The organism is Shimia sp. MIT910701 (assembly GCF_047126315.1).
Lineage (GTDB): Bacteria > Pseudomonadota > Alphaproteobacteria > Rhodobacterales > Rhodobacteraceae > Shimia.
The window spans coordinates 2,296,305-2,318,265 of sequence record NZ_CP138953.1; the positions used below are offsets into that span (position 1 = coordinate 2,296,305).

Annotated in this window: 20 protein-coding genes and 1 tRNA gene; 10 read left to right on the forward strand and 11 right to left on the reverse strand. The window is 58.2% G+C overall.

What is annotated here, in order from left to right; all coding sequences use genetic code 11:
- Positions 1–49: 49 nt before the first annotated feature.
- The 6 genes from SIB38_RS10985 to SIB38_RS11010 form a co-directional block, all read right to left on the reverse strand.
- A complete protein-coding gene (locus tag SIB38_RS10985) occupies positions 50–664 on the reverse strand; it encodes a class I SAM-dependent DNA methyltransferase (RefSeq protein ID WP_412550140.1) in 615 nt (204 codons plus the stop codon).
- 4 nt (positions 665–668) lie between these two features.
- Positions 669–1,412 (reverse strand): triose-phosphate isomerase, encoded by a 744-nt coding sequence (tpiA, locus tag SIB38_RS10990; RefSeq protein WP_294113729.1) that lies wholly within the window; start codon positions 1,410–1,412, stop codon positions 669–671.
- A 69-nt stretch (positions 1,413–1,481) separates the two neighbouring features.
- Positions 1,482–1,880: a HesB/IscA family protein gene (locus SIB38_RS10995; protein WP_294113728.1), complete on the reverse strand. Its 399-nt coding sequence runs from the start codon at positions 1,878–1,880 to the stop codon at positions 1,482–1,484.
- A 28-nt stretch (positions 1,881–1,908) separates the two neighbouring features.
- Entirely contained in the window at positions 1,909–2,283 is a 375-nt protein-coding gene (locus tag SIB38_RS11000) for an SUF system Fe-S cluster assembly protein (protein WP_412550141.1), read from the reverse strand.
- A 199-nt stretch (positions 2,284–2,482) separates the two neighbouring features.
- Positions 2,483–2,758, reverse strand: a complete 276-nt coding sequence (locus tag SIB38_RS11005) for an NfeD family protein (protein WP_412550142.1) — start codon at positions 2,756–2,758, stop codon at positions 2,483–2,485.
- A gap of 3 nt (positions 2,759–2,761) precedes the next feature.
- Entirely contained in the window at positions 2,762–3,646 is an 885-nt protein-coding gene (locus SIB38_RS11010; RefSeq protein WP_294113725.1) for an SPFH domain-containing protein, read from the reverse strand.
- A 130-nt stretch (positions 3,647–3,776) separates the two neighbouring features.
- Here SIB38_RS11010 and tgt point away from each other — a divergent pair, with 130 nt between their 5' ends.
- The 4 genes from tgt (at position 3,777) to lon (ending at position 8,812) form a co-directional block, all read left to right on the forward strand.
- Complete coding sequence (gene tgt / locus SIB38_RS11015; protein ID WP_294113724.1) at positions 3,777–4,907, forward strand: tRNA guanosine(34) transglycosylase Tgt; 1,131 nt, start codon at positions 3,777–3,779, stop codon at positions 4,905–4,907.
- Positions 4,908–4,918: 11 nt separating this feature from the next.
- Complete coding sequence (locus SIB38_RS11020) at positions 4,919–5,470, forward strand: hypothetical protein (RefSeq protein WP_294113723.1); 552 nt, start codon at positions 4,919–4,921, stop codon at positions 5,468–5,470.
- Positions 5,471–5,545: 75 nt separating this feature from the next.
- Entirely contained in the window at positions 5,546–6,112 is a 567-nt protein-coding gene (locus SIB38_RS11025; RefSeq protein WP_294113722.1) for a hypothetical protein, read from the forward strand.
- Positions 6,113–6,409: 297 nt separating this feature from the next.
- Positions 6,410–8,812 (forward strand): endopeptidase La, encoded by a 2,403-nt coding sequence (gene lon, locus SIB38_RS11030; RefSeq protein ID WP_412550143.1) that lies wholly within the window; start codon positions 6,410–6,412, stop codon positions 8,810–8,812.
- A gap of 61 nt (positions 8,813–8,873) precedes the next feature.
- Here lon and SIB38_RS11035 read toward each other — a convergent pair whose 3' ends face one another.
- A complete protein-coding gene (locus tag SIB38_RS11035) occupies positions 8,874–9,641 on the reverse strand; it encodes an SDR family oxidoreductase (protein ID WP_294113719.1) in 768 nt (255 codons plus the stop codon).
- Between the two features lie 91 nt (positions 9,642–9,732).
- Between SIB38_RS11035 and SIB38_RS11040 the strand changes: the two genes are divergently transcribed.
- Positions 9,733–10,626 carry a LysR family transcriptional regulator gene (locus SIB38_RS11040; RefSeq protein ID WP_294113717.1) on the forward strand — a complete coding sequence of 298 codons (894 nt, stop codon included), beginning with the start codon at positions 9,733–9,735 and terminating at the stop codon, positions 10,624–10,626.
- Here the strand turns inward: SIB38_RS11040 and SIB38_RS11045 are convergent.
- The 4 genes from SIB38_RS11045 to phaZ all read right to left on the reverse strand — a co-directional run bounded on the left by SIB38_RS11045 (position 10,623) and on the right by phaZ (position 18,069).
- On the reverse strand, positions 10,623–11,984 hold the full coding sequence (locus SIB38_RS11045; RefSeq protein ID WP_294113715.1) for a DUF3179 domain-containing (seleno)protein: 1,362 nt from the start codon (positions 11,982–11,984) through the stop codon (positions 10,623–10,625). The two genes, SIB38_RS11040 and SIB38_RS11045, sit on opposite strands and share 4 nt — an antisense overlap.
- A gap of 339 nt (positions 11,985–12,323) precedes the next feature.
- Positions 12,324–12,515, reverse strand: coding sequence for a hypothetical protein (locus SIB38_RS11050; protein WP_294113713.1), 192 nt, complete (start codon positions 12,513–12,515; stop codon positions 12,324–12,326).
- A gap of 10 nt (positions 12,516–12,525) precedes the next feature.
- The gene (locus tag SIB38_RS11055; RefSeq protein WP_412550144.1) at positions 12,526–16,191 is read right to left on the reverse strand and encodes a vitamin B12-dependent ribonucleotide reductase; all 3,666 of its coding nucleotides are present in this window, start codon (positions 16,189–16,191) and stop codon (positions 12,526–12,528) included.
- A 591-nt stretch (positions 16,192–16,782) separates the two neighbouring features.
- Positions 16,783–18,069 (reverse strand): polyhydroxyalkanoate depolymerase, encoded by a 1,287-nt coding sequence (gene phaZ, locus SIB38_RS11060; protein ID WP_412550145.1) that lies wholly within the window; start codon positions 18,067–18,069, stop codon positions 16,783–16,785.
- 107 nt (positions 18,070–18,176) lie between these two features.
- Here phaZ and SIB38_RS11065 point away from each other — a divergent pair, with 107 nt between their 5' ends.
- From SIB38_RS11065 to SIB38_RS11085, 5 genes are all read left to right on the forward strand, one after another.
- Positions 18,177–19,970 carry a PHA/PHB synthase family protein gene (locus tag SIB38_RS11065; protein ID WP_412550146.1) on the forward strand — a complete coding sequence of 598 codons (1,794 nt, stop codon included), beginning with the start codon at positions 18,177–18,179 and terminating at the stop codon, positions 19,968–19,970.
- A 146-nt stretch (positions 19,971–20,116) separates the two neighbouring features.
- A complete protein-coding gene (locus SIB38_RS11070) occupies positions 20,117–20,563 on the forward strand; it encodes a phasin family protein (RefSeq protein WP_412550147.1) in 447 nt (148 codons plus the stop codon).
- Between the two features lie 138 nt (positions 20,564–20,701).
- The gene (gene phaR, locus SIB38_RS11075; RefSeq protein ID WP_412550148.1) at positions 20,702–21,253 is read left to right on the forward strand and encodes a polyhydroxyalkanoate synthesis repressor PhaR; all 552 of its coding nucleotides are present in this window, start codon (positions 20,702–20,704) and stop codon (positions 21,251–21,253) included.
- Between the two features lie 155 nt (positions 21,254–21,408).
- Positions 21,409–21,855, forward strand: coding sequence for an HU family DNA-binding protein (locus tag SIB38_RS11080; RefSeq protein ID WP_294113704.1), 447 nt, complete (start codon positions 21,409–21,411; stop codon positions 21,853–21,855).
- A 19-nt stretch (positions 21,856–21,874) separates the two neighbouring features.
- Positions 21,875–21,950: transfer RNA gene (locus tag SIB38_RS11085), tRNA-Val, on the forward strand.
- Positions 21,951–21,961 lie beyond the last annotated feature (11 nt).

Below are 21,961 nucleotides of genomic sequence, written 5' to 3' on the forward strand. Positions count from 1 at the left end.
GGCCGCTGCGCGGGCGCTGGCGCGCGCCTTGACCCGGCCCTCTCAAACGTTAGGCGCGTAAAGCGATGTAGCCGCAGCTGGTGCGGCTGGGGGGACCTTTGGAAAAGGGCACGGATTGGATGTTGGTGAAGCCTGTGGCGGTCAGCATGCTGTGCACGTCTGAGGGCGTGAAGGCTTTGTGGCCCCAGCGCCAGCGCACCAGAGCGGTGCACCAATGCGGTTTGCTTACTGACAAGGCGATGTGGCCGCCTTTGCGAAGGCGGCTGGCAAACCAACTTAGGCCGTCTTGCGGTGTGTCGAGGTGCTCGATCACATGGGCGGAGAGCAAGAGATCGCAGCTGCTTTGGGGGATAGCGGTGCTGCCAAGGATGTCTTGGTGAAATACCGTTTTTGGGGTGGCCGAAAAGTTGACACGGGCCTGAGAGAGCATCTCCTCAGAGCTGTCCAACATGTGGAGCGTCTTGTGGGGCTGGTTGGTTTTGAGCCAAGCCTGCGCCAGTGCGCCGGTGCCGCAGCCTGCATCCATCACGGTTGGCGCGGGCGTGGTGGAAGGCAGGGCCGCCATGAGTTCGTCATAGGCGGCAGGGTAGCCAAGGCGCGTGATGTCGCTGTGCCAGCGGTGTGAAAACTGGGCATAGAGGGACGAGAGCGGCGCCTTGGCCATGCGGTTAGCTTGCGTCGAGTGCGGTGATGATGGCGCCGAAGTCGCTGGCCTTCAGGCTGGCGCCGCCCACTAGTGCGCCATCCACGTTGGACACCGCAAAGATGTCTTCGGCGTTGCTGGGTTTCACCGACCCGCCGTAGAGCAGGGGCACGGTGCGGCCGACGCCTTCGCCAAAGCGGCGCTCCAAGCGCATGCGCATGAAGTCATGTACTTCGCCAATCTGGCTCATTGTGGGGACTTTGCCGGTGCCAATCGCCCAGATCGGCTCATAAGCCACCACGAGATTTTCGCCTGTCGCGCCGTCTGGGATGGAGCCGGCCAATTGGCCGCCAATGATGTCGAGCGTGTTGTCAGCCTCGCGCTCTGACAGGCTTTCGCCCACGCAGATCACGGTCACAAGGCCTGCGTCCCAGGCGGCCTTGGCTTTGCTGCGCACGTCTTCGTCGCGTTCGCCATGGTCTTCGCGGCGCTCAGAATGACCGAGGATGACGTGAGAGGCGCCGGCGTCTTTCAGCATGTCCGCGGCCACATCCCCTGTGTGCGCACCGCTGGTGTTGGCATGGCAGTCCTGTCCGCCAATGGCTACCGGACCTGCCACGTCTTTGGCGCGTGAAATCAATGTTGCCGGGGGGCAGATCAGGATGTCGGTGCCATCAGAGGTCGCCAGCGAGGCCAAGGCCTCAAGCTCCGCCAGTGCGGCGGCGGTGCCGTTCATTTTCCAATTGCCTGCTGCCAGCTTGCGTCGCATGACGTGCCCCTTTTCTGAAATGACCTGTTGCGCAAGTCATGCGGGGCAGGGCGGCCTAGGTCAAGGCCGTCAGGTCAGTTTTGGCGCACCGTTTGCCGCAACTTGCTCGGAGAGTTCGTCCATGTCCTTGAATTTGATGGATTCGCCGCAGCCGCAGGCGTCAGAGACATTGGGGTTGTTGAACTTGAACCCGCTTTCGAGAAGCGAGACCTCATAGTCGATTTCGGTGCCAAACAGGAACATCTGTGCCATGGGGGCGATCATCACCACGGCGCCGTCAGTTTCGACCACTTCGTCATGCGGATCGCGGTCGGTTACGTAGTCCATGGTGTATTCCATGCCCGCGCAGCCGCCTTTTTTCACGCCAATCCGCAGACCGGCGTGGCCTTCTTTGTCCATGAGCTTGGCGATCTGTTTGATCGCAGCTGGCGTCATGGTCACAGCTTGTTTTCCGGGAATGCCAAACATCGACTTTCCTTTCTAACCGTTTGAGAAGTTATATAAAGCCCAGTTCAAGGCGGGCTTCGTCGCTCATCATTTCCATGCCCCACGGGGGCTCCCAGACCAAGGCGACTTCAACGGTACGAATACCGCCAACACCGGCCACGGCTTCTTGCACCCAGCCTGGCATTTCACCGGCGACAGGGCAACCCGGCGCAGTAAGGGTCATAATCACGTTTACGTCGTTCTCTTCGCTGATCTCGATGGTGTAGATCAGGCCAAGGTCGTAAATGTTCACCGGAATTTCCGGGTCATAGACGGAGCGGCAGGCTTCGACGATTTGCTCATGCAACGGGTGATCGACGCTGGAGGGCGCAATCAGCGGGGTGCCTTCTACGGGATCGGAACTTGGATCGGGAGCCTGAGTCATACTGTGTCCTGCCATAACCTGAGAGTTTCATATAGGAAAACTGGCACGTCTCGTCCAGTGGGCGGAATGGGTGAATTTGGCGCATCGGTATTGCGTCGGTATCGTGGCTGTTTCACGGAGGTGTGAAATTGTGCGGGTGACTGGCCTAACTTACGCCGCCAAAAAGCAAAAGGGGGCCCGTGGGCCCCGCTTTTATCAATCAGTCGTTGATGTCGTGGTTGAAGGTTTTGACTTGCCCCTTTGGGAGGGCAAAGAGCTTGCGCAGGACCAGCCAGGCCACAAGGCTGAGAGCGGCAAAGGCCAGCAGGATCATCGGGACCGACAGGAGTTGGATCGGGCCCAGGAGGGCCAGGCCCACCACAGCGGCGCCGATGGCAAAGCCGAGGAAGATGAAACCGGGGGCCAGAACTTCTAGGATTGCCAGCACCAGAGCGGCGGCGAGCCAGACCCACCAAGCTGTGAGAAGGTCTGTCATGGGTTATCCTTTCAGCAGTTTGAAGGCGTCGCCGAAGGCTTCCAGAGCAGCGGCGGGCAGGACAATGGTTTGCTTGCCATCGCCATTGCCAAGGGCGTTCAGCGACTCGACTTGTTTCAGCGCGACTTGATATTGCGCGGCTTCGATGCCGTTATTTTTGATGGCTTCGGCCACAACGCCAGTGGCGTAGGCTTCGGCTTCGGCCTCGATGCGGCGGGCTTTGGCGGTTTGCTCTGCGGCATAAAGCTCGGCGTCGGCTTGCAGTTCTACCGCGCGCTTTTGGCCTTCGGCTTCGGTCACCTGAGCGCGGCGGGCGCGTTCGGCGTTCAACTGTTGCAGCATGGCGTCGCGGGTGGCCTGATCGAGGTTCACGTCGAGGATTTCGGCGCGGGTAACTTCGATGCCCCAGTCATCCACGGCGGTTTCCACCATGGCCTGAATGGAAGAGATCAAGCTGGCGCGGTTGGATTGCACCTCATCAAGGTCCATTTTACCAATCTCGGCCCGTACGATACCAGCCACGGTGGTGGCGATGGCGCCGTCCACGTCACGGATGCGATACACGGTCTTCTCCGGCTCCAGAATGCGGTAGAAGACGGATGTGTCGATTTGCACCAGCACGTTGTCTTTGGTGATCGCGTCTTGGGTGGCGTTGGGCAGTTGACGCTCCAGAATGGAGATCTGGTGGCGCACCACGTCCAGAAACGGCACAACAAAGTTGATGCCAGGCCCAAGCACCGAGTGCAGGCGGCCAAAGCGTTCCACCACGTGTTTTTCCGATTGCGGCACGATGCGCACACCTTTCAGAACCACAACAATCAGGAACACTGCGGCCAGCAGGATCACGATGTTTTCAGATAGTAACGAGAAGATCAGGTCTTCGCTCATTATGCTCTCTCCCCAGAAAGTGTTTGTTATCTATGGGTTGGAATATGGTCACATTGGCGTGTTTTACAAGTTACTAGGTTCGGCGTAAGGAGGGGGAAATTTTGCGCAAACTCCCCGATGAAGGTCTCAGATGTCTGAAAAGTTTTCGTTTTCGCTGCATGCCACGGATGGCAAAGCCCGCACCGGGGTGATCAACACGCCACGGGGAGATATTCGCACGCCCGCGTTTATGCCGGTGGGCACGGCGGCGACCGTGAAAGCAATGATGCCAGAGAGCGTGCGCGCGACCGGCGCTGATATTTTGTTGGGCAATACGTATCACTTGATGTTGCGTCCAACTGCGGAGCGGATTGACCGGCTTGGCGGTTTGCATAAATTCATGAACTGGGAGCGGCCCATTCTTACAGACAGCGGCGGGTTTCAGGTGATGAGCCTCGCGGATCTGCGCAAGCTCACCGAGAAAGGCGTGACGTTTAAGAGCCACATTGACGGGTCCAAACACTCGCTGACGCCGGAACGGTCTATGGAGATCCAGAAGCTTTTGGGCAGTGACATTGTCATGTGTTTTGACGAATGTCCGGCGCTGCCGGCGGATCGGGACCGGATTGCGGAAAGCATGCGACTATCGATGCGCTGGGCGCAGCGGTCCCGCGATGCCTTTGGCGATCGGCCGGGACATGCGCTGTTTGGTATTCAGCAGGGCGGGTTGGAGCAGGACTTCCGAGAGGAAAGTGCCGAGGCGCTGAAAGAAATTGGCTTTGATGGCTATGCCGTGGGCGGCTTGGCCGTTGGGGAAGGCCAAGAGAAGATGTTTGACTGTCTGGACTATGCGCCGGACATGCTGCCGGTGGACAAGCCACGCTATCTGATGGGCGTGGGTAAGCCGGACGACATTGTGGGCGCCGTGAAACGCGGCATCGACATGATGGACTGCGTGCTGCCAAGCCGGTCTGGGCGGACGGGGCAGGTGTTCACACGGCGCGGCGTGGTGAACATCAAAAACGCGCGCCATGCGGATGATCCGCGACCCTTGGATGAGAGCTGCACCTGCCCGGCGTGTTCCAACTATTCGCGGGCGTATTTGCACCACGTGTTCCGCAGCAATGAGATGATTTCCGGCATGCTGCTGACCTGGCACAACCTGCATTACTTCCAGCAGATCATGCAGGAGATGCGCGACGCCATTGCGGCCTGCACGTTTGAGGCTTGGGAAACGGAATTCCATGCGATGCGGGCGCAGGGTGACATCGAACCGCTGTAAGGAGACAGGCGATGAAACGGTTTTTGATGGCAGCGGCCTTGGTCGCTTGTGCGCCTGTTGCGGCGATGGCGGATGGGTTTTGTGGGGTCAGTGATCCGGCGGCGGTCTATGAGCGCCTGGCGGGCAGTTGGGTGCGCGAGGGCAGCACGTCGGTGGAAGGCAGCACCACGTCCTTTGTGCGGCCCGCGCGGATGTTTGCCACGGAGATCGATGCTGAGGGGCAATTCTACTCCGGCTTTGTGGACAGCATCATGGGCGAAGAAGTGGCGCTGCGCTGGGCAGCGCCAAAGCCCTATGACGTGGACCGTGTGGATGATGTTCTGGACACCACAGAGCGCGCGGACTTGGCCGATGTGGTGAGCGACACGCAGTGCGGGCCGGAAGAGTTGCCTCAGTTGCAGATCACGCTGCCGGAGTTTGAGGGCGGTGTGACCGTGTTTGGCACCATCACCCTGGTGCCGTATTTTGACGATCGGGTGCTGGAGATTTCAGAGCTGACCCTCAAGAGCGACGAAACGGTGCTTTTCATGACGGAAACGGTTTTGTTGCGTCCTGCGGAGTGATCCGTAAGGTGGCACGAGAGTCGGCGCGTGTATTTTCGCGTGTTGGTCGTGTCTACCATTTGAAGGACGAGATTGATGATGTGTATTAGAAACGGCCTGTGGGCCGGAGTTTTGGCTGGGCTTTTGGCAGCGCCGGCATGGGCAACCGAGTTTTGTGACCTGTCAGAGGGCGACACAGAGGCCTTGCTGGAAGATGCGATTGTGGGCACCTGGAAGGTGGAGAGCACCGCTGGCAAGGCCGTGATCAATGGCAAACCGATGTTTATCCCGCCGCGCGGTTTGTCGGATGCCAAGATCGATGCAAAGGGCATTGGCTGGCGCATCACGTCGACCGACATTGGCGGGGAGTATCCGGTGACGCGCTATGTGGGTGAGAACTGGCGTTATGAGATCGCCAAGGACAGCCCGCTTGAGGATGGTGACATTCTCACCATCGAGGAGATTTCAGTACTGATCGGCTGTGACGTGCAAACGGTGCCGCGATTGCACGCCAGTGGCAGTTATCCGGAGAATGGCGGCACGGTGGATTTTGATCTGTTCCTGTTTGTGATCAGTGACGAGCTGATGCAGGGGGTGACCGTTGGACGGCTGAGCGGTCCGGCCACGGGGGCGGCGATCCGGCAGTTGGTGTTTTCCAAGTAAAACAACGGGTTTTGGTTAGAGGAGGCCAGATCGGCATGTCGATCTGGTCCCTTTTCATGTGTCGTGGCGCAAAACGGGATCTTTTTTGCAACAGCGACCAGTGAGATTTTTTTGGCCGCAATCACCGTTTCCCGCCTTGTTCCTCACGTTCTGTAAAGGCATTGTGTGGTCCAACCAACAAAACGCCGTTGAAAGCGGGGATGAGGCTCCCCAAATCAATAAGCCGAGGAAACGGAAAGGGACCAGACGGTTGCCACATGTGGGACCAGTGTCGCTTTGCTAGAACAAGGAATACTCATGACTGAGCCCCTCAATACATCTTATCCTGTGCTGCCGCTGCGCGATATTGTGGTCTTCCCACATATGATCGTGCCGCTGTTTGTCGGCCGGGAAAAATCGGTCCGCGCGCTTGAAGAGGTGATGGCCGATGACAAGCAAATTCTGCTGTCGAGCCAGGTGGACCCCGCAGAGGACGATCCGGATATCGATGGCATCTACCGTACTGGCGTGCTGGCCAATGTGCTGCAGCTGCTGAAGCTGCCCGATGGCACCGTGAAGGTGCTGGTCGAAGGTCAGAGCCGTGTGACCATCACCGACTTCCTGGAAAACGATGACTTCTTTGAAGCACGTGCCGAGCATCTGGACGAGATGCCGGGTGACGCCGCCACCATCGAAGCGCTGCTGCGCTCTGTTGGCGACGAGTTTGAGCGCTATGCCAAGGTCAAAAAGAACATCCCCGAAGAGGCGCTGAGCGCGGTTGAGGAAGCCAGCGAGCCTGCGCGCCTGGCCGATCTTGTGGCTGGCCATCTGGGCATTGAAGTGAACGAGAAGCAGGAGCTTCTGGAAACCCTGTCTGTGAGCGAGCGTCTGGAGAAGGTCTATGGCCTGATGCAGGGCGAGATGAGCGTGCTCAAGGTCGAGAAGAAGATCAAGACGCGCGTGAAATCGCAGATGGAGAAAACCCAGCGCGAATACTATCTGAACGAGCAGATGAAGGCCATTCAGAAGGAGCTTGGTGACGGGGAAGAGGGCGAAGGCGAAATTGCCGAGCTCGAAGAGAAGATCTCCAAAACCAAGCTGTCCAAAGAAGCCAAAGAGAAGGCTGAGGGCGAGCTGAAGAAGCTCAAAAACATGAGCCCGATGTCTGCGGAAGCGACGGTTGTGCGCAACTATCTGGATTGGATGCTGTCCATTCCATGGGGCAAGCGTGGCCGCGTGAAGAAAGATCTGGGCCGGGCGCAAGAGGTCTTGGATACAGATCACTACGGTCTGGAGAAGGTCAAAGAGCGGATTGTCGAGTACCTTGCGGTGCAGCAGCGCTCGTCCAAGCTGAAAGGCCCGATCCTGTGTCTTGTGGGCCCTCCAGGTGTGGGTAAAACCTCGCTGGGTAAGTCCGTGGCCAAAGCGACCGGTCGTGAGTTCATCCGCATCAGCCTTGGTGGCGTGCGTGATGAGAGCGAAATCCGTGGCCACCGTCGGACCTATATTGGCTCCATGCCGGGTAAGATCATTCAGGCGCTGAAAAAGGCGAAAACCACCAACCCGCTGATCTTGCTCGATGAAATCGACAAGATGGGGCAGGACTTCCGTGGTGATCCCGCGTCCGCAATGCTTGAGGTGCTTGATCCGGAGCAGAACGGTACGTTTGTGGATCACTACCTTGAAGTGGAATACGATCTCAGCAACGTGATGTTCCTGACCACGGCGAACTCCTACAACATGCCGGGACCATTGCTGGACCGGATGGAGATCATCTCGCTGGCCGGATACACCGAAGACGAAAAGCGTGAGATTGCGCGTCAGCACCTGATCGACAAGCAGGTCAAGAACCACGGTCTGAAGAAAGGCGAGTTCGAAGTGTCGGACGAGGCCATTCAGGAGATTGTGCGGACCTATACCCGTGAGGCGGGCGTGCGGAACCTTGAGCGTGAGCTTGCGAAGCTGACCCGGAAGGCGGTCACTAAGATTGTCAAAGGCGATGCGGATACGGTTTCTGTGACCCCGGACAATCTGGATGATTTCCTGGGCGTGAAGAAGTTCCGTTATGGCCTGGCCGAGGAAGAGAACCAGGTGGGTGTTGTCACCGGTCTGGCCTGGACCTCGGTGGGTGGTGATCTATTGCACATCGAAGGTCTGAAGCTGCCTGGCAAGGGCCGCATGAAGACCACCGGTAAGCTGGGCGACGTGATGAAGGAGTCGATTGATGCGGCGTCTTCCTATGTGCGCTCGATCTCGCCTCAGATTGGCGTGAAGCCAACGGTCTTTGACAAGATCGACATTCACGTGCACGTGCCAGATGGGGCAACCCCGAAGGATGGCCCGTCTGCGGGTCTGGCGATGGTGACGTCGATTGTGTCCGTGCTGACCGGCATTCCGGTGCGCAAGGACATTGCGATGACAGGCGAGGTGAGCTTGCGTGGTAACGCGATGCCAATCGGCGGTCTGAAAGAGAAGCTGCTTGCGGCGCTGCGTGGCGGCATCAAGACGGTGCTGATCCCGCAGGAGAACGAGAAGGATCTGGCGGATATTCCGGACAACGTGAAAGACGGTCTGGAAATCATCGCGGTGAAGCACGTTTCTGAGGTGCTGAAGCTGGCGCTGACAGAAGAGCCGGAGGCGATTGAGTGGGACGAGGCGGCAGAAGAAGCGGCTGCGGCGAAGCTCAAGAAAGAGGAAGCTGCCGGCGCGACTGCGCACTAAGGTCCTCAAAGCTTTGAAATGTAAGGCGCGTCGAGAGATCGGCGCGCCTTTTTTTTGCGGGTCATACCGGGGGGAGGTTGAGAGCCGCGCGGCCTTCTTTGGTTTTCAGAGAGAAATCCTGGCCTGCGTAGGTTCTGCCATCGGGGCCGCAGAGGTAGGCGATGGCCTGTGCAACCCATTCGGTTGGGATGTGCGCGTCTGGGGACAGCTGGCTGACGGGGTTGATGCCGGAGGCGCGGATGGTGGCCATCATGTCGGTGGCGACTGTGCCGGGGCTGAGGCCAACGACGGTTACGCCTGCGTCGGCGTTTTCTTTGTGGGCGATGCCGGTGAGGCGCACGACGGCGGCTTTGGAAGCGCAGTAGTGGGACCAGCCTTCGAGGAAGGAATTGGCCGCACCAGACGAGATGTTGATGATGGTGCCCGCACCTTGCGCGCGCATGACGGGCAGGGCGTAGCGCAGGCCGTGGTAGACGCCTTTGACGTTCACATCGAGGACCTTGGCCCATGCGGCGGGGTTGCTGTCGGCCAAGGTCGTGATCGGGTCGATGAGGCCTGCGTTGTTCACAAGGATGTCGAGGCTGCCGAAGGTGTCGGTGGCCATTTTGATCAAGGCGTCTACCGAGGTCGGATCGACAACGTCGCAGACTTGTAGACGGGCCGCGCCGCCGTCGTCGAGGATGCTTTGTGTCAGTTCTGACAGCGCGCTTTGGGAGCGGGCGGCGAGCACGACGTTGGCGCCGAGAGCAGCGAGGTGACGGGCTGTGGCGGCGCCGATGCCGCGGCTGGCGCCGGTGATGATGGCGGTTTTTCCAGTCAGGTTTGTCATTGAGGTCTCCTTTTGTAGCCTCTGAGGTAAGCCGTGAGGGAGGTGTCAGAAAGCACTGGATCGACATTAGTTTCATGTGTAATTTGCACGAATGGATGTTCGAGATTTGGAAATGGCGCTGTTGGTGCAGGCACAGGGCAGCATTGCCGGCGCGGCGCGGGTGTTGGATGTGGATCCCTCGTCGGTGTCTCGCAGCCTCTCGGCTTTGGAGGCAGAGTTGGGCGTGCGGTTGTTTCACCGTACAACGCGTAAGCTGTCCACAACCGAAGAGGGTGCGGCCTATTTGCAGCGCGTGGCGCCGCTGGTGGAGGAAATGCGGGCGGCAGCGCAAGCGGCTTCTGGTGCGCGTCAAGCGCCATCAGGTACGTTGCGCATGACGATGTCAGTAGCCTTTGCCTGTCAGAAGATTGTGCCGGTTCTGCCTGCGTTTTCAGAGCGATATCCGGAGGTGTCCGTTGAAGTTATCAGCAGCGATGCCAATTTGGATTTGGTGGAGCAGGGGATTGATTTGGCGGTGCGCTTGGCCCCGGCACCGAAAGGGGATTTGGTGTCCAGTAAGCTGATGGACACGCGGTATCATCTCGTGGCGAGCCCGGCGTATCTGGACCGTGCGGGTGGGTTGGCGACGCCTGAGGGCCTGCGGGACCATGATTGTTTGCGATATGCTCTGCCGGGGATCGGGGATATCTGGCGGTTTCGTGCGGGTTCGGAGGCGTTTGAGATAAACGCGGCAGGGCGGTACAAGTTTTCCAATGCACTGGCGCTTTTGGAGGCTGCGCGGGAAGGGCTCGGCGTGGCGCTATTGGCGGATTGGCTGGTCGCGAAAGACTTGGCCGAAGGGCGGTTGCTGGAGCTGTGCCCAAAGTTTCAGGCCACAGTGAGTGATTTTGAAACGGCGGCCTGGGTGCTTTACCCAAACCGCCGGTATCTGTCGCGCAAGACGCGGGTGATGATTGATTTTCTGCGTGAGAGCCTAGTGGGTTAGCCGGGCCAGAGGGCGGTGTCTGGGTGAAACTGGGACCAAGCGAACCAGAAGGCTTGGTGGCTGCCGAGGTCGGCGCCGTTTATGTCGACCGCGCGAATGCCACCTGCGTCGAGTTTGAGACGGATGTTTTCATAGGCGATGTTTTCGCCTTTGCGCAGGGCCACAAGGGTTTTGCTGCGTTGGAAAGCGACGGGTTGGCCGGAAGCGGTGACGATACCGATGATGTCTTCGTGTACGGGCAGGCGGGGGTCGACGTCACCCACCGGGAAAATCGGCCCGTTGGCGTCGCGGCCATTGCGGAAATCAGGGTTGCGGCCAAGGGCAAGGTATTCAGCGAGAACTGTGGTTTCTGGGTGGGCGGTTTTCCAAGTGCCCCAGTCGGTTGTGACCACGGCGGCTTGTTCAAGCTTGATGCCCTTGTCGGCCAAGGGGCCGGTGACGGCGTGGCCTAAGAAGGTGTCGAACACAGAGTAGGTGGTCAGGTCGTACATGACTTTGTTCGAGCGACTAAGCAGGCCGGAAGTGCGCAGGATAGGGCGGTCTACGCCAGCGGGCATTTGGTCGGTGAAATAGGCTTGCGCGGCGCCGCAGAGGGTGCAGTAGGGGATGCCGAGGTCGCGCCCGCCAAGGGTGTCGTTGACCATCTCGCGGACTTCCATGATCTGGCGCGGGTAGGCGCGGTATTCGCCATTGACCTCAACGCCAAAGACAATGTCGTCATCCTTGAGCCAAGTGGCGCTTGCGGCGTCGGTGACCTCGGGGGTGTCGGCGGCGGGGATGCAGTTGCAGGGATCATCCGTGGTGTCAAACGCGCGGTCGTCGATCAGCACGCCGCCCCAGGAGACCAATCGCCAATCGATGTCGCCAGGCACAAACAGAGGGTCCCATTCAGGCACGATGGCGGTGAAGATCGCGCGTTTGAAGCGCAGGTAGTCGGGTGGTTCGGGGATGTCCCAGGCGATCAGGTGGTCGGTGACGATGCCCCAGGTATTTTCGGTTGGTGTGTCGATTTCCAGCAAAGTGGCGGCGGCCTCGGAGAGGACGAAGTTTAATTGGGGTGAGGTCACAAATCGCATCAGATCGCTGATGATCCAGGCAAGGCGTGGGTCGCCTGACGCAGCGATCTCGTCGAGCGCAAGCGATTGATCACGTCCCCAGGTGCCTTGCTGCATGCTTTCGACAAAGGCCATGTCGGCGGCGGTCTCGAGGGTATCGGACAAGGGGCCGGAGGGCACAGCGGGCGGTGTGCCAAATTGCGCGATCACGTAGTCGGGCAGGGGCGGCGTTTCCTCTGCTTGAGCGGGCAGGGCTGTGGACAGCGCAAAGGCGCAGAGCAGGGCAGAGAGGCGGAGGGGCATGATCGGTCCTTGGCTCAAAGGGCTGGTGCTTCTTTGTGGCCGAGGACGGAAGGCGCGCGCCAATCAACTTGGTTCAGGAGAAAGTGAGTTGATTGAAAGATTTGTGCCCGGTTGGACGCCAGCGCAAAAAAAATGGGGGGCCGTCGGGGCCCCCCAGTTTCGCCATTCAGGCTCACTCTATGTTACCGCTCGATGTTTTTTGCCTGCGGCCTGAATGTCGTCGGAGCGAGCGCACCCGCTCCGTGGAACGCCGCTGCCAGTGAGTAGGGACGGCAGCGGGTTATGTCGTCGGGGGCCGAGGCCCCCTACCCAGGTCCCCCCGGGATCTTGAGGCGCCGATCAGGAGCTTTTGCGCGCGGCAAAGAGCTGATGTTCGGCGTAGTCGTCGTTGGCCGCCTGCGGGGCAGGGGCATCGGTTTCACCACGGACTTTGCGGGCCCAGTCGCCGCTGATGCGGATGGTGCCCACCAATGTGTCGGTGGTTGCGTGGCTTTGGTCTTCTTCAGACAGAAGGCTTCTGCGCTTCGTCACGGTTTTCTCCTTAGCTGCAGCCCGAGGTGGCGCCGCAGGTGTTGCATTTCATGCAGGTGCCGTTGCGCACCAGCGTGTAGTTGCCGCAATCGCCACAGGGGTCTCCCTCATACCCCTGCATCTTGGCCTTGGCCCGTTCATCCATCGGGGCCACAGCTGCCGTGACGGAGGCGCTTGTTGCCACGTCTGATACGGTCGCGCCAGCGGTTTCCGGCACCAAAGTGGCCAGATTTTTCACAGCGTCCGAGTTATCCACAGAAATGTTGCCGCCGCCGTTCAGAACGACCAGTTCCTGGGGCAGGCGCTTGCGCAAATAGCCGGTGGAGGAGATCTGTTTCAGGACCTCAAGCGAGCGAGTCGCGGCGGTGTCGGACAGTTCGGACACGTTGGAAACGCCTTCTTCCTCGCCACGTCCAACATCGTCAAACGTGGTGCCTTCTGGCTTGATGTGCGCAAGATCGGTGCGGTCGAGGTAAGACACGGCCAATTCGCGGAAGATGTAATCGAGGATCGAGGTGGCGTTTTTGATGGAGTCGTTGCCCTGCACCATGCCGGCAGGTTCAAATTTGGTGAAGGTAAAGGCATCGACAAATTCTTCAAGCGGGACGCCGTATTGCAGGCCAACCGAGACGGCGATGGCGAAGTTGTTCATCATCGCGCGGAAGCCAGCGCCTTCCTTGTGCATGTCGATGAAGATTTCGCCCAAGGAGCCGTCAGAGTATTCGCCGGTGCGCAGGTATACCTTGTGGCCGCCCACAACAGCTTTCTGAGTGTAGCCTTTGCGGCGTTCCGGCATTTTCTCGCGGCCACGGGCCACTTCTTTGACGACGATTTTCTCGACGATCTTTTCGGCCAGAACCTGTGCTTTTTCCTGCATGGAGCCGGATTCGAGCACTTCGGCGGCCTCGTCATCGTCCTCGACCAGTGCAGCGGCTAGAGGTTGGGACAGTTTGGAGCCGTCACGATAGAGCGCGTTGGCTTTGATGCCGAGGGACCAGGACAGCTCGTACGCCTTCTGGCAGTCCTCGATGGTGGCATCGTTTGGCATGTTGATCGTCTTGGAGATCGCGCCGGAGATGAAGGACTGCGCGGCGGCCATCATGGTGATGTGGCTGTCCACCGAGAGGTAGCGTTTGCCTTTTTTGCCGCATGGGTTGGCACAGTCAAAGATCGCGTAGTGCTCTTCTTTGAGATGCGGGGCGCCTTCCAAGGTCATGGTGCCGCAGACGTGGTCGTTGGCCAGATCGATGTCGGCTTTGGTGTAGCCAAGGTGTGCGAGCAGTTCAAAGGACGGATCGTTCAGCTTGTCTGCCGGGATACCGAGGACGTTGGTGCAGAACTCTTCGCCCAACGTCCACTGGTTGAACACAAAGCGAATGTCGAAGGCGGAGCCAAGCGCGGCTTCGATCTTTTCGATCTCGTTGGTCGTGAAACCGTGACCGATCAAAGACGTGTGGTTGATGCCTGGCGCATTGCCGATGGTGCCGTGGCCCACTGCGTAGGACACGATTTCTTCGATCTGAGCAGAAGAATAGCCGAGGCCTTCCAAGGCTGCAGGCACGGAGCGGTTGATGATTTTGAAGTAGCCGCCTCCGGCGAGTTTCTTGAACTTCACCAGTGCGAAGTCAGGCTCGATGCCGGTGGTGTCACAGTCCATCACCAGGCCGATGGTGCCGGTGGGGGCGATCACAGAGGTTTGGGCGTTGCGGTAGCCGTTTTTCTCACCAAGCTCGAGGGCTTCATCCCAGGCGGATTTGGCCAGTTCGACCAGCACCTGATCTGGGCAGTTTTCGGTGTCTAACGGCACAGGTTTCACGGCGAGGCCTTCGTAGCCGGAGGTCAGGCCTTGGGCCGCGCGGCGGTGGTTGCGGATGACCCGCAGCATGTGTTCGCTGTTGCGCGCATACCCGTCAAAGGCGCCCAGTTCGCCGGCCATTTCGGCAGAGGTGGCATAGGCGACACCGGTCATCAGCGCGGTGAGAGCGCCGCCGAGGGCACGGCCTTCGTCGCTGTCGTAGCCGTAGCCCATGTTCATCAGCAGGCCGCCGATGTTGGCGTAGCCCAGGCCAAGGGTACGGAAGTCATAAGACAGTTGGGCAATTTCCTTGGAGGGGAACTGCGCCATGGTCACGGAGATTTCCAGTGTCACGGTCCAGAGACGGGTGGCGTGCATGTAGTCGTCCGCCTGGAACACACCGTCCTTGAGAAAGGACAGCAGGTTCATGGAGGCGAGGTTACAGGCCGTGTCGTCCAGGAACATGTATTCGGAGCACGGGTTGGAGCCGCGGATTTCACCATCCTCAGGGCAGGTGTGCCACGCGTTCACAGTGTCGTGGTACTGGATGCCGGGATCGGCACAGGCCCATGCGGCGTGGCCGACGTCTTCCCAGAGTTTGCGGGCTTTGATGGTTTTGGCGACCTCGCCGTCGGTGCGGCGGATCAGCTCCCAATCGTCGTCGTTTTCCACGGCCTTGAGGAAGGCGTCGGTGACGCGGATGGAGTTGTTGGAGTTCTGCCCGGAGACAGACGCGTAGGCTTCAGAATCCCAGTCGGTGTCGTAGGTCGGGAACTCAATGCTGGCGTAGCCCTGCTTGGCGTAGTCCAGCACGCGCTTGATGTAGGTCTCCGGGATCATCGACTTTTTGGCGTCGCGGATCGCGGATTTCAGACCGTCGTTGGTCTTGGCGTCATAGGCGTCTGCCTCAGCACCGTCCCAAGCTTTGATCGCGTCAAAGATGCCGTTGAGCTTCTGTTCGTGCATTTTGGAGCCGGCCACGATGGAGGCCACCTTCTGCTCTTCTTTGACCTTCCAGTTGATGTATTCTTCGATGTCCGGGTGATCGGCGTCGACAATGACCATCTTGGCCGCGCGGCGGGTGGTGCCACCGGATTTGATCGCACCTGCAGCGCGGTCGCCGATTTTCAGGAAGCCCATAAGGCCGGAAGATTTGCCTCCGCCGGAGAGAGATTCGCCATCTGCGCGCAGGGATGAGAAGTTGGTGCCGGTGCCGGAGCCGTATTTGAACAGGCGGGCTTCGCGGACCCAGAGGTCCATGATGCCGCCGTCGCCCACCAGATCATCCGCCACGGACTGAATGAAGCAGGCGTGCGGTTGTGGGTGTTCGTAGGCGGACTTGGATTTGGTCAGCTTGCCGGTTTTGTAGTCGACATAGTAGTGGCCCTGCGATGGGCCATCGATGCCGTAGGCCCAGTGCAGGCCGGTGTTGAACCACTGGGGCGAGTTGGGCGCGGCGCGCTGGGTCGCCAGCATGTAGCGCATTTCGTCAAAGTAGGCGCGGGCGTCGTCTTCTGTGGAGAAGTAGCCACCTTTCCAGCCCCAATAGGTCCAAGCCCCGGCGAGGCGATCAAACACCTGCTTGGCGCTGGTTTCGCCGCCAATGGTGACGTCTTCGTTGGCAGGCACGGAGCGCCACAGGAATTCTGGCACGCCTTTTTCGCGCACCTTGCGCAGTTTGGCGGGAACCCCGGCTTTGCGGAAGTATTTCTGGGCAATCACATCGGAGGCCACTTGCGACCAACTGGCCGGAACTTCGATGTCATCGAGGTGGAAGACGATGGTGCCGTCCGGGTTGCGAATTTCAGATTCGGTGGTGACGAAGTCCAGATCTGCGTAAGCGTCTTGTCCGGTCTTGGTGAAACGTCGTTGAATCTTCATGCCTGTCTTCGTCCCCAGTGCCAATGTGTCCCGTGGTGCACGTTCTGTGCGTTTAGTGACGCGGCCTTTGCGAGCCCTTGGAGGCTAGGGCGGACCAACAGGCAAAGGAGGATCGGTGGGCAAAGCTGTGTGCATTGCCGATACAACAGACCCGGATGGGCGTTTGTATGAGTTTGTCCCCGCTACCTTGGTCGCCACTATATCTAGAGGGCTTTCTTGGCTGCTGCCACAAACTGGCGTATCGGCCCCTAAAGGGTCAACGAATTTATTTACGAAAAATCAGGATTTTTCCTGTTGACGGAAAGTGGTCGGCGGCGACTCGCGCAAGGCCTCCGATTCCTCCACAGGGGCATTTAGATCCCGTTAATATTGGTTAATTCCGCTAAACGTTTGAAAAAAGGCGTTTCTGCTTTGGGGGAGTGCTGGGGGAAGAGTTATCCACAATATGTAGGTTGGACGTCCGATTTATGTGGAAAATGTTGCGGGTCGCAGATGTGCATCTTTTGCAACGCCACGGGGCAAAAACAACAATGGGGCGAATCGTGCCAAACGATCGCCCCATTTCTGTGCGGAGGTTTTTGAACCGCCTGTTTAGGCGGCAGTGTTCTTATTGGCGGGCTTGCGCGTGGCCGACTTTTTCTTGGGCGCGTCCGCGTTGGCATCGATGAACTCGAGCACGAGGGGGCGGATGTTGTTGCGCCAGCTCTTGCCTGCAAAAATCCCGTAGTGACCGGCGCCTGGCTCAACGTGGCTTGCCTTTTTGCTGTCCGGCAGACCTGTGCAAAGGTCCAGGGCGGCAATACACTGACCTGGCGCGGTGATGTCGTCTTTGGCGCCTTCCACGGTTTTCACGGCCACAGTGGTGATCTTGCTGATGTCGACTTTGCGGCCCGCGACAACAAACTCGTTGTTGGCGATTTCACCGTTTTTGAAGATTCGTTCCACTGTGGAGAGGTAGAACTCGGCGGTCATGTCCATGACAGCGAGGTATTCGTCATAGAATCGGTTGTGGGCGTCGTGGTCGGAGGCTTCGCCACGGGTCACGCGCAGGATCTGATCCGCGAAGGCTTTGGAGTGACGCTCGCCATTCATCGACATGAAGGAGGAGAGTTGTAGCAGACCGGGATAGACCATGCGGCCGACGCCGGGATACTTAAAGCCAACCCGCTGAATCATGGTTTCTTCCAACTGGCCCATGGTCACGCGGTGGCCAAAGTCGGTGACTTCGGTGGCGGCAGCATTTGGATCGATTGGACCGCCGATCAGGGTCAGGGAGCGAGGCTGCGCCGAAGGATCTTCCCCGGCGAGATAGGCGGTGGCCGCCAGAGTGAGCGGGGCAGGCTGGCACACGGCGATCACATGGGTGTCGGGGCCAAGCTCTTTCATAAAATCGACAAGGTAGAGGGTGTAATCCTCAACATCGAACTTGCCTTCGGACACAGGGATATCACGCGCGTTATGCCAATCGGTGATGTAGACTTCGCAATCGGCAATCAGGCTCTTCACGGTGGAGCGCAGGAGGGTGGCGTAGTGGCCGGACATCGGTGCCACCAGCATAACCTTGCGGCTCATCGGCTTTCGGCCGGAGACCTCAAAATGGATCAGGTCGCCAAAGGGGCGTTCGATCACGGTGTTGATGTTGACGATGTGGTCTTTGCCGTCTTCGCAGGTGAAGCTGTCGATGCCCCAGTCAGGTTTCACAATCATGCGCTGGAAAGCCCGTTCGGTGACTTCGCCCCAGGCGGCCATCCACTGCAAACCCGGGTTGGGGACCAATGCAAAGGCGGGGTAGGACGCCATGGCGCTCGCTGTTGCGCCCAACCATTGGTTGGTGTTGCGCATGGTTTCCATCAGGTCATACGTGGCCATGTATCGCATGTGCTTCGTCCTATCGTTGGGCTATGCACCCTAGTAATTCCCCAGTAACATTGAGGGGGCGCTTGGTTAATGCTGCACAGCAGCGACATTAGGGCGAATAGGTTAATATGACAACAAATGAGACTGATACGGGCGAAAAAATGGAACGCTTGAACGCCAATTTGGCAAAAGTTGAAGCTCTGTCGCTGCGATTGACAGAAGTTTTGGGACGCCATAAGCCCTTGAGAGATGAACTAAATTCTCCGGAGCCTGAAGTTTTTATGAATGCTGCCAATGCCTATTGGCAGGCGATGGTCGACAACCCCGGAAAGGTGATCGAAAACCAGCTCGATCTGTGGAGTAAGTCGGTTAAATCTTTCGTGGACGCACAAAATTTGATGTTAAAGGGACAGTTTTCTGCACCGCAGGATGACACACCCACAGACCGGCGATTCTCTCATCCCATGTGGAAGTCGCACCCCTATTTCAATCTCCTGAAACAACAGTACATGCGCAATGCGGAGGCGATTAAGACCGCCGTTGGCGAACTTGAGGGGCTCTCGTCGAAAGACAAACAACGCATCGAGTATTTCTCGAGCCAGATTGTTGATATGATGTCGCCAACCAATTTTCTGGGCACCAATCCGGAAGCTTTGGAGAAGGCGGTGGAGACCGAAGGGCAGTCGCTGATTGACGGGTTGCAGAACCTGATCTCGGATCTGGAAGCGAACAATGGCGAGACGCTGGTCAAGCTGGCGGATGAGGATGCGTTTGAGATTGGCCGCAACATCGCAACCGCGCCGGGCAAGGTGGTCTGTCGCAACCGGATGTTTGAGCTGTTGCAGTTCACGCCGACCACCGAGACTGTGCATGAGATCCCGCTGATTATCTTTCCACCGTGGATCAACAAATACTACATTCTGGACCTGAAAGAGCAGAACAGCCTGATCCGCTGGTGCGTCGATCAGGGCTATACGGTTTTTGTGGTCAGCTGGGTGAACCCTGATCCGACTTATGCGGATGTGGGATTGGATGACTATATCGAGGAAGGGTTCCTTGAGGCTATTGCTCAGGTCAAAGACATCACCAAGCAGAAGCAAGTGAATGCGGTGGGCTATTGTATTGCCGGAACCACGCTGCATTTGACGTTGTCCTTGATGAAACAGCGTGGCGACACATCGGTGAAGTCGGCGACATTCTTCACAACGCTGACCGATTTCTCGGATCAGGGTGAGTTTACGCCGTTCTTGCAGGATGACTTCATCGACGGCATCGATGATGAGGTGAACGAGTTTGGCGTGCTGCGCTCATTTATCATGCAGCGCACGTTCAGTTTCCTGCGTTCCAATGACCTGATCTATGGACCGGCGATCAAAAGCTACTTTATGGGCGAGGCGCCGCCAGCGTTTGATCTGCTCTATTGGAATGGCGATGGCTCTGGCCTGCCGGGCAAGATGGCGCATCAGTATTTGCGCGAGCTGTGTCAGGCGAACAAGTTTGTGGGTGAGGGGGTCGAGCTGTGTGGCACGACTCTGAAGATTGCTGACGTGGATGTGCCGGTTTGCGCGGTGACCTGCGAAACAGATCACATCGCGCGCTGGAAGGATTGTTATCACGGGTTCCAGCAAACCAAGAGCCGCTCCAAGACCTTTATTGTCTCCCAGTCTGGGCACATCGCCGGGATTGTGAACCCGCCGAGCAAGAAGAAGTATGGCCATTACACCAACACCGATGTCAAAGGTTCAGCGGATGAGTGGATGAATGGCGCGGCCTTCCATGAGGGCTCCTGGTGGCCGCGGTGGGACACATGGTTGTCAAAAAAGTCAGGTAAAAAGATCGCAGCACGGCAGCATGGCGATGAGAATCATCCGACGCTGGGCGATGCGCCTGGCAGTTACGTGCTGAAAAAAGCATATAAATAACAAGGCGGTGAAAGGTTTTTGCTGCAGTGCAGCAAAAATCTCTTGAAATGCTGCGTCGCAGAAAGCATATTGTTGCCAGAGACTAGAAGCACAGCCCAAACCCTCCTCAATTATCACGGGCTGTTATTTATTAAGGAACTGGACCAATGGCTAAAGCAGCACAGGACATTACAGCGATGTTTAAAGACGTACTGGGCGCCTTCCCGGTGGACACCACTGCATTTGAAGACGCGTTCAAAAACTCCGCAGCTCTGAACGAGAAGCTGACCGCCGTTGCACTGGGTGCAGCTGAAAAATCCTCCGAGATCTCCACCAAGTGGACCAAAGACACTCTGTCCAAGCTGGGCGACATGTCCAAAGCGAAAGAAGAGCCAGCCGACTACGCCAAAGCGATGACCGACTTCGCGTCTGCTCAGGCTGAAGTTGCTGCGGAAAACATGGCGGCGTTCGCTGAAGTTGCGAAAAAAGTTCAGATGGAAACTGTTGAGCTGCTGATGTCTGCGGGCAAAGAAGCCACTGAAGAGGCAACCGCTGCTGTGAAAAAGGCCACCAACGACGTGACCGCGGCCGCGAAAAAAGCGACCTCCAAATAAAGAAACGTCGCAAATCGGCACCCAGCTTCCTCCCTTGGGGTGCAGATTGCGTGAGCGGGCATATTGCCCGCTCTTTCTTTTTGTGCTGCAGTCGCATAGGCTTTTCTGCAGCGCGCTAAAGTTTTTGGGGAGAATGACGTGGGCGAAGACAATAAACCACTGCTGATCAAACGATACGCCAGCCGGCGGCTCTACAACACAGAGACCAGTGACTATGTCACGTTGGACGATATTGCCGGATTTATTCGGTCCGGTCGGGAAGTCCAGATTGTCGATTTGAAAAGCGGGGATGATCTGACCCGCCAGTATCTGCTTCAAATCATTGCCGAACATGAAAGCCGGGGCGAAAACGTTCTGCCGGTGAATGTGCTCAACGATCTTGTGCGGGCCTATACCACGCAGGCGACATCGATGGTGCCGCAGTTCTTGCAGACCTCCTTTGATATGCTGCGCGAAAGCCAGGAGAAGGTGATGGAGAGCATGGGAACGGGCATGTCGATGCCGGGCCTGGAAGCAATGCAAGCGCAGCAAGAAGCCTTCATGAAAGCGATGACTGGCGGCATGGCCTGGCCGGGCAACTCGGCCCCTGCGCCGGAGAAGGCTGAGGCAGCGTCCGGGGAGGGCGAAGACCTCGATGACATCAAGAAACAGCTGGCGGAGTTGCAGGACAAACTGTCCAAGCTGAAGTAAGTTCACGCAGCGGATGTGATAGAATTGAAGTGGCGCATTTGGTGCGCCACTTTTGTTTAGGGCGTAGATATTGTGTCATATGCCCGAATTCCCTGTCTTTTGAGTGCTTTCGTGCTATGCTTGCCTTGTTGAGCAGACCAGTGAGGTAGAAAGCCATGGCTAAGGCTCCCGCATCGACGCGCAAACGTGCGTCCACGAGCAAGTCGCGTACACGTGCGACCACATCCCGCAAAACCAGCGCCAGCTTGAAAGAGATTGCCGAAGCGGCGGAACCGTCTCCGTTGGAAGCGCCTGAGGTGAATGCCGAGGGGGAGGAGGAAGCCGGTGTGGATGTGATGCGCAAGAAAGAGCTGATCGAGGCAGCCGTGGCCCGCGCTGGGGTGAAAAAGCGCGATGCCAAGCCTGCGATCGAGGCGGCGCTGGCGATTCTGGGCGAAACCCTGGTGGCCGGGCGTGGCTTGAACATGCCGGGATTGGGCAAGGTGAAGGTGCAAAACAGCAAGGATTTGGAAGAGGTGCAGGTGGTGAACCTGCGTTTGCGCCGGAAAATGACAGAAGTTGCAGAAAGTGACGACGAGGGGCTTGCGGAGCCCGCGGAGTGAGGTTAGAAGCCGCGTCATCGGGTCGTTAGCTCAGTTGGTAGAGCGCTTCGTTTACACCGAAGATGTCGGGAGTTCGAGCCTCTCACGACCCACCATTATTTCAACG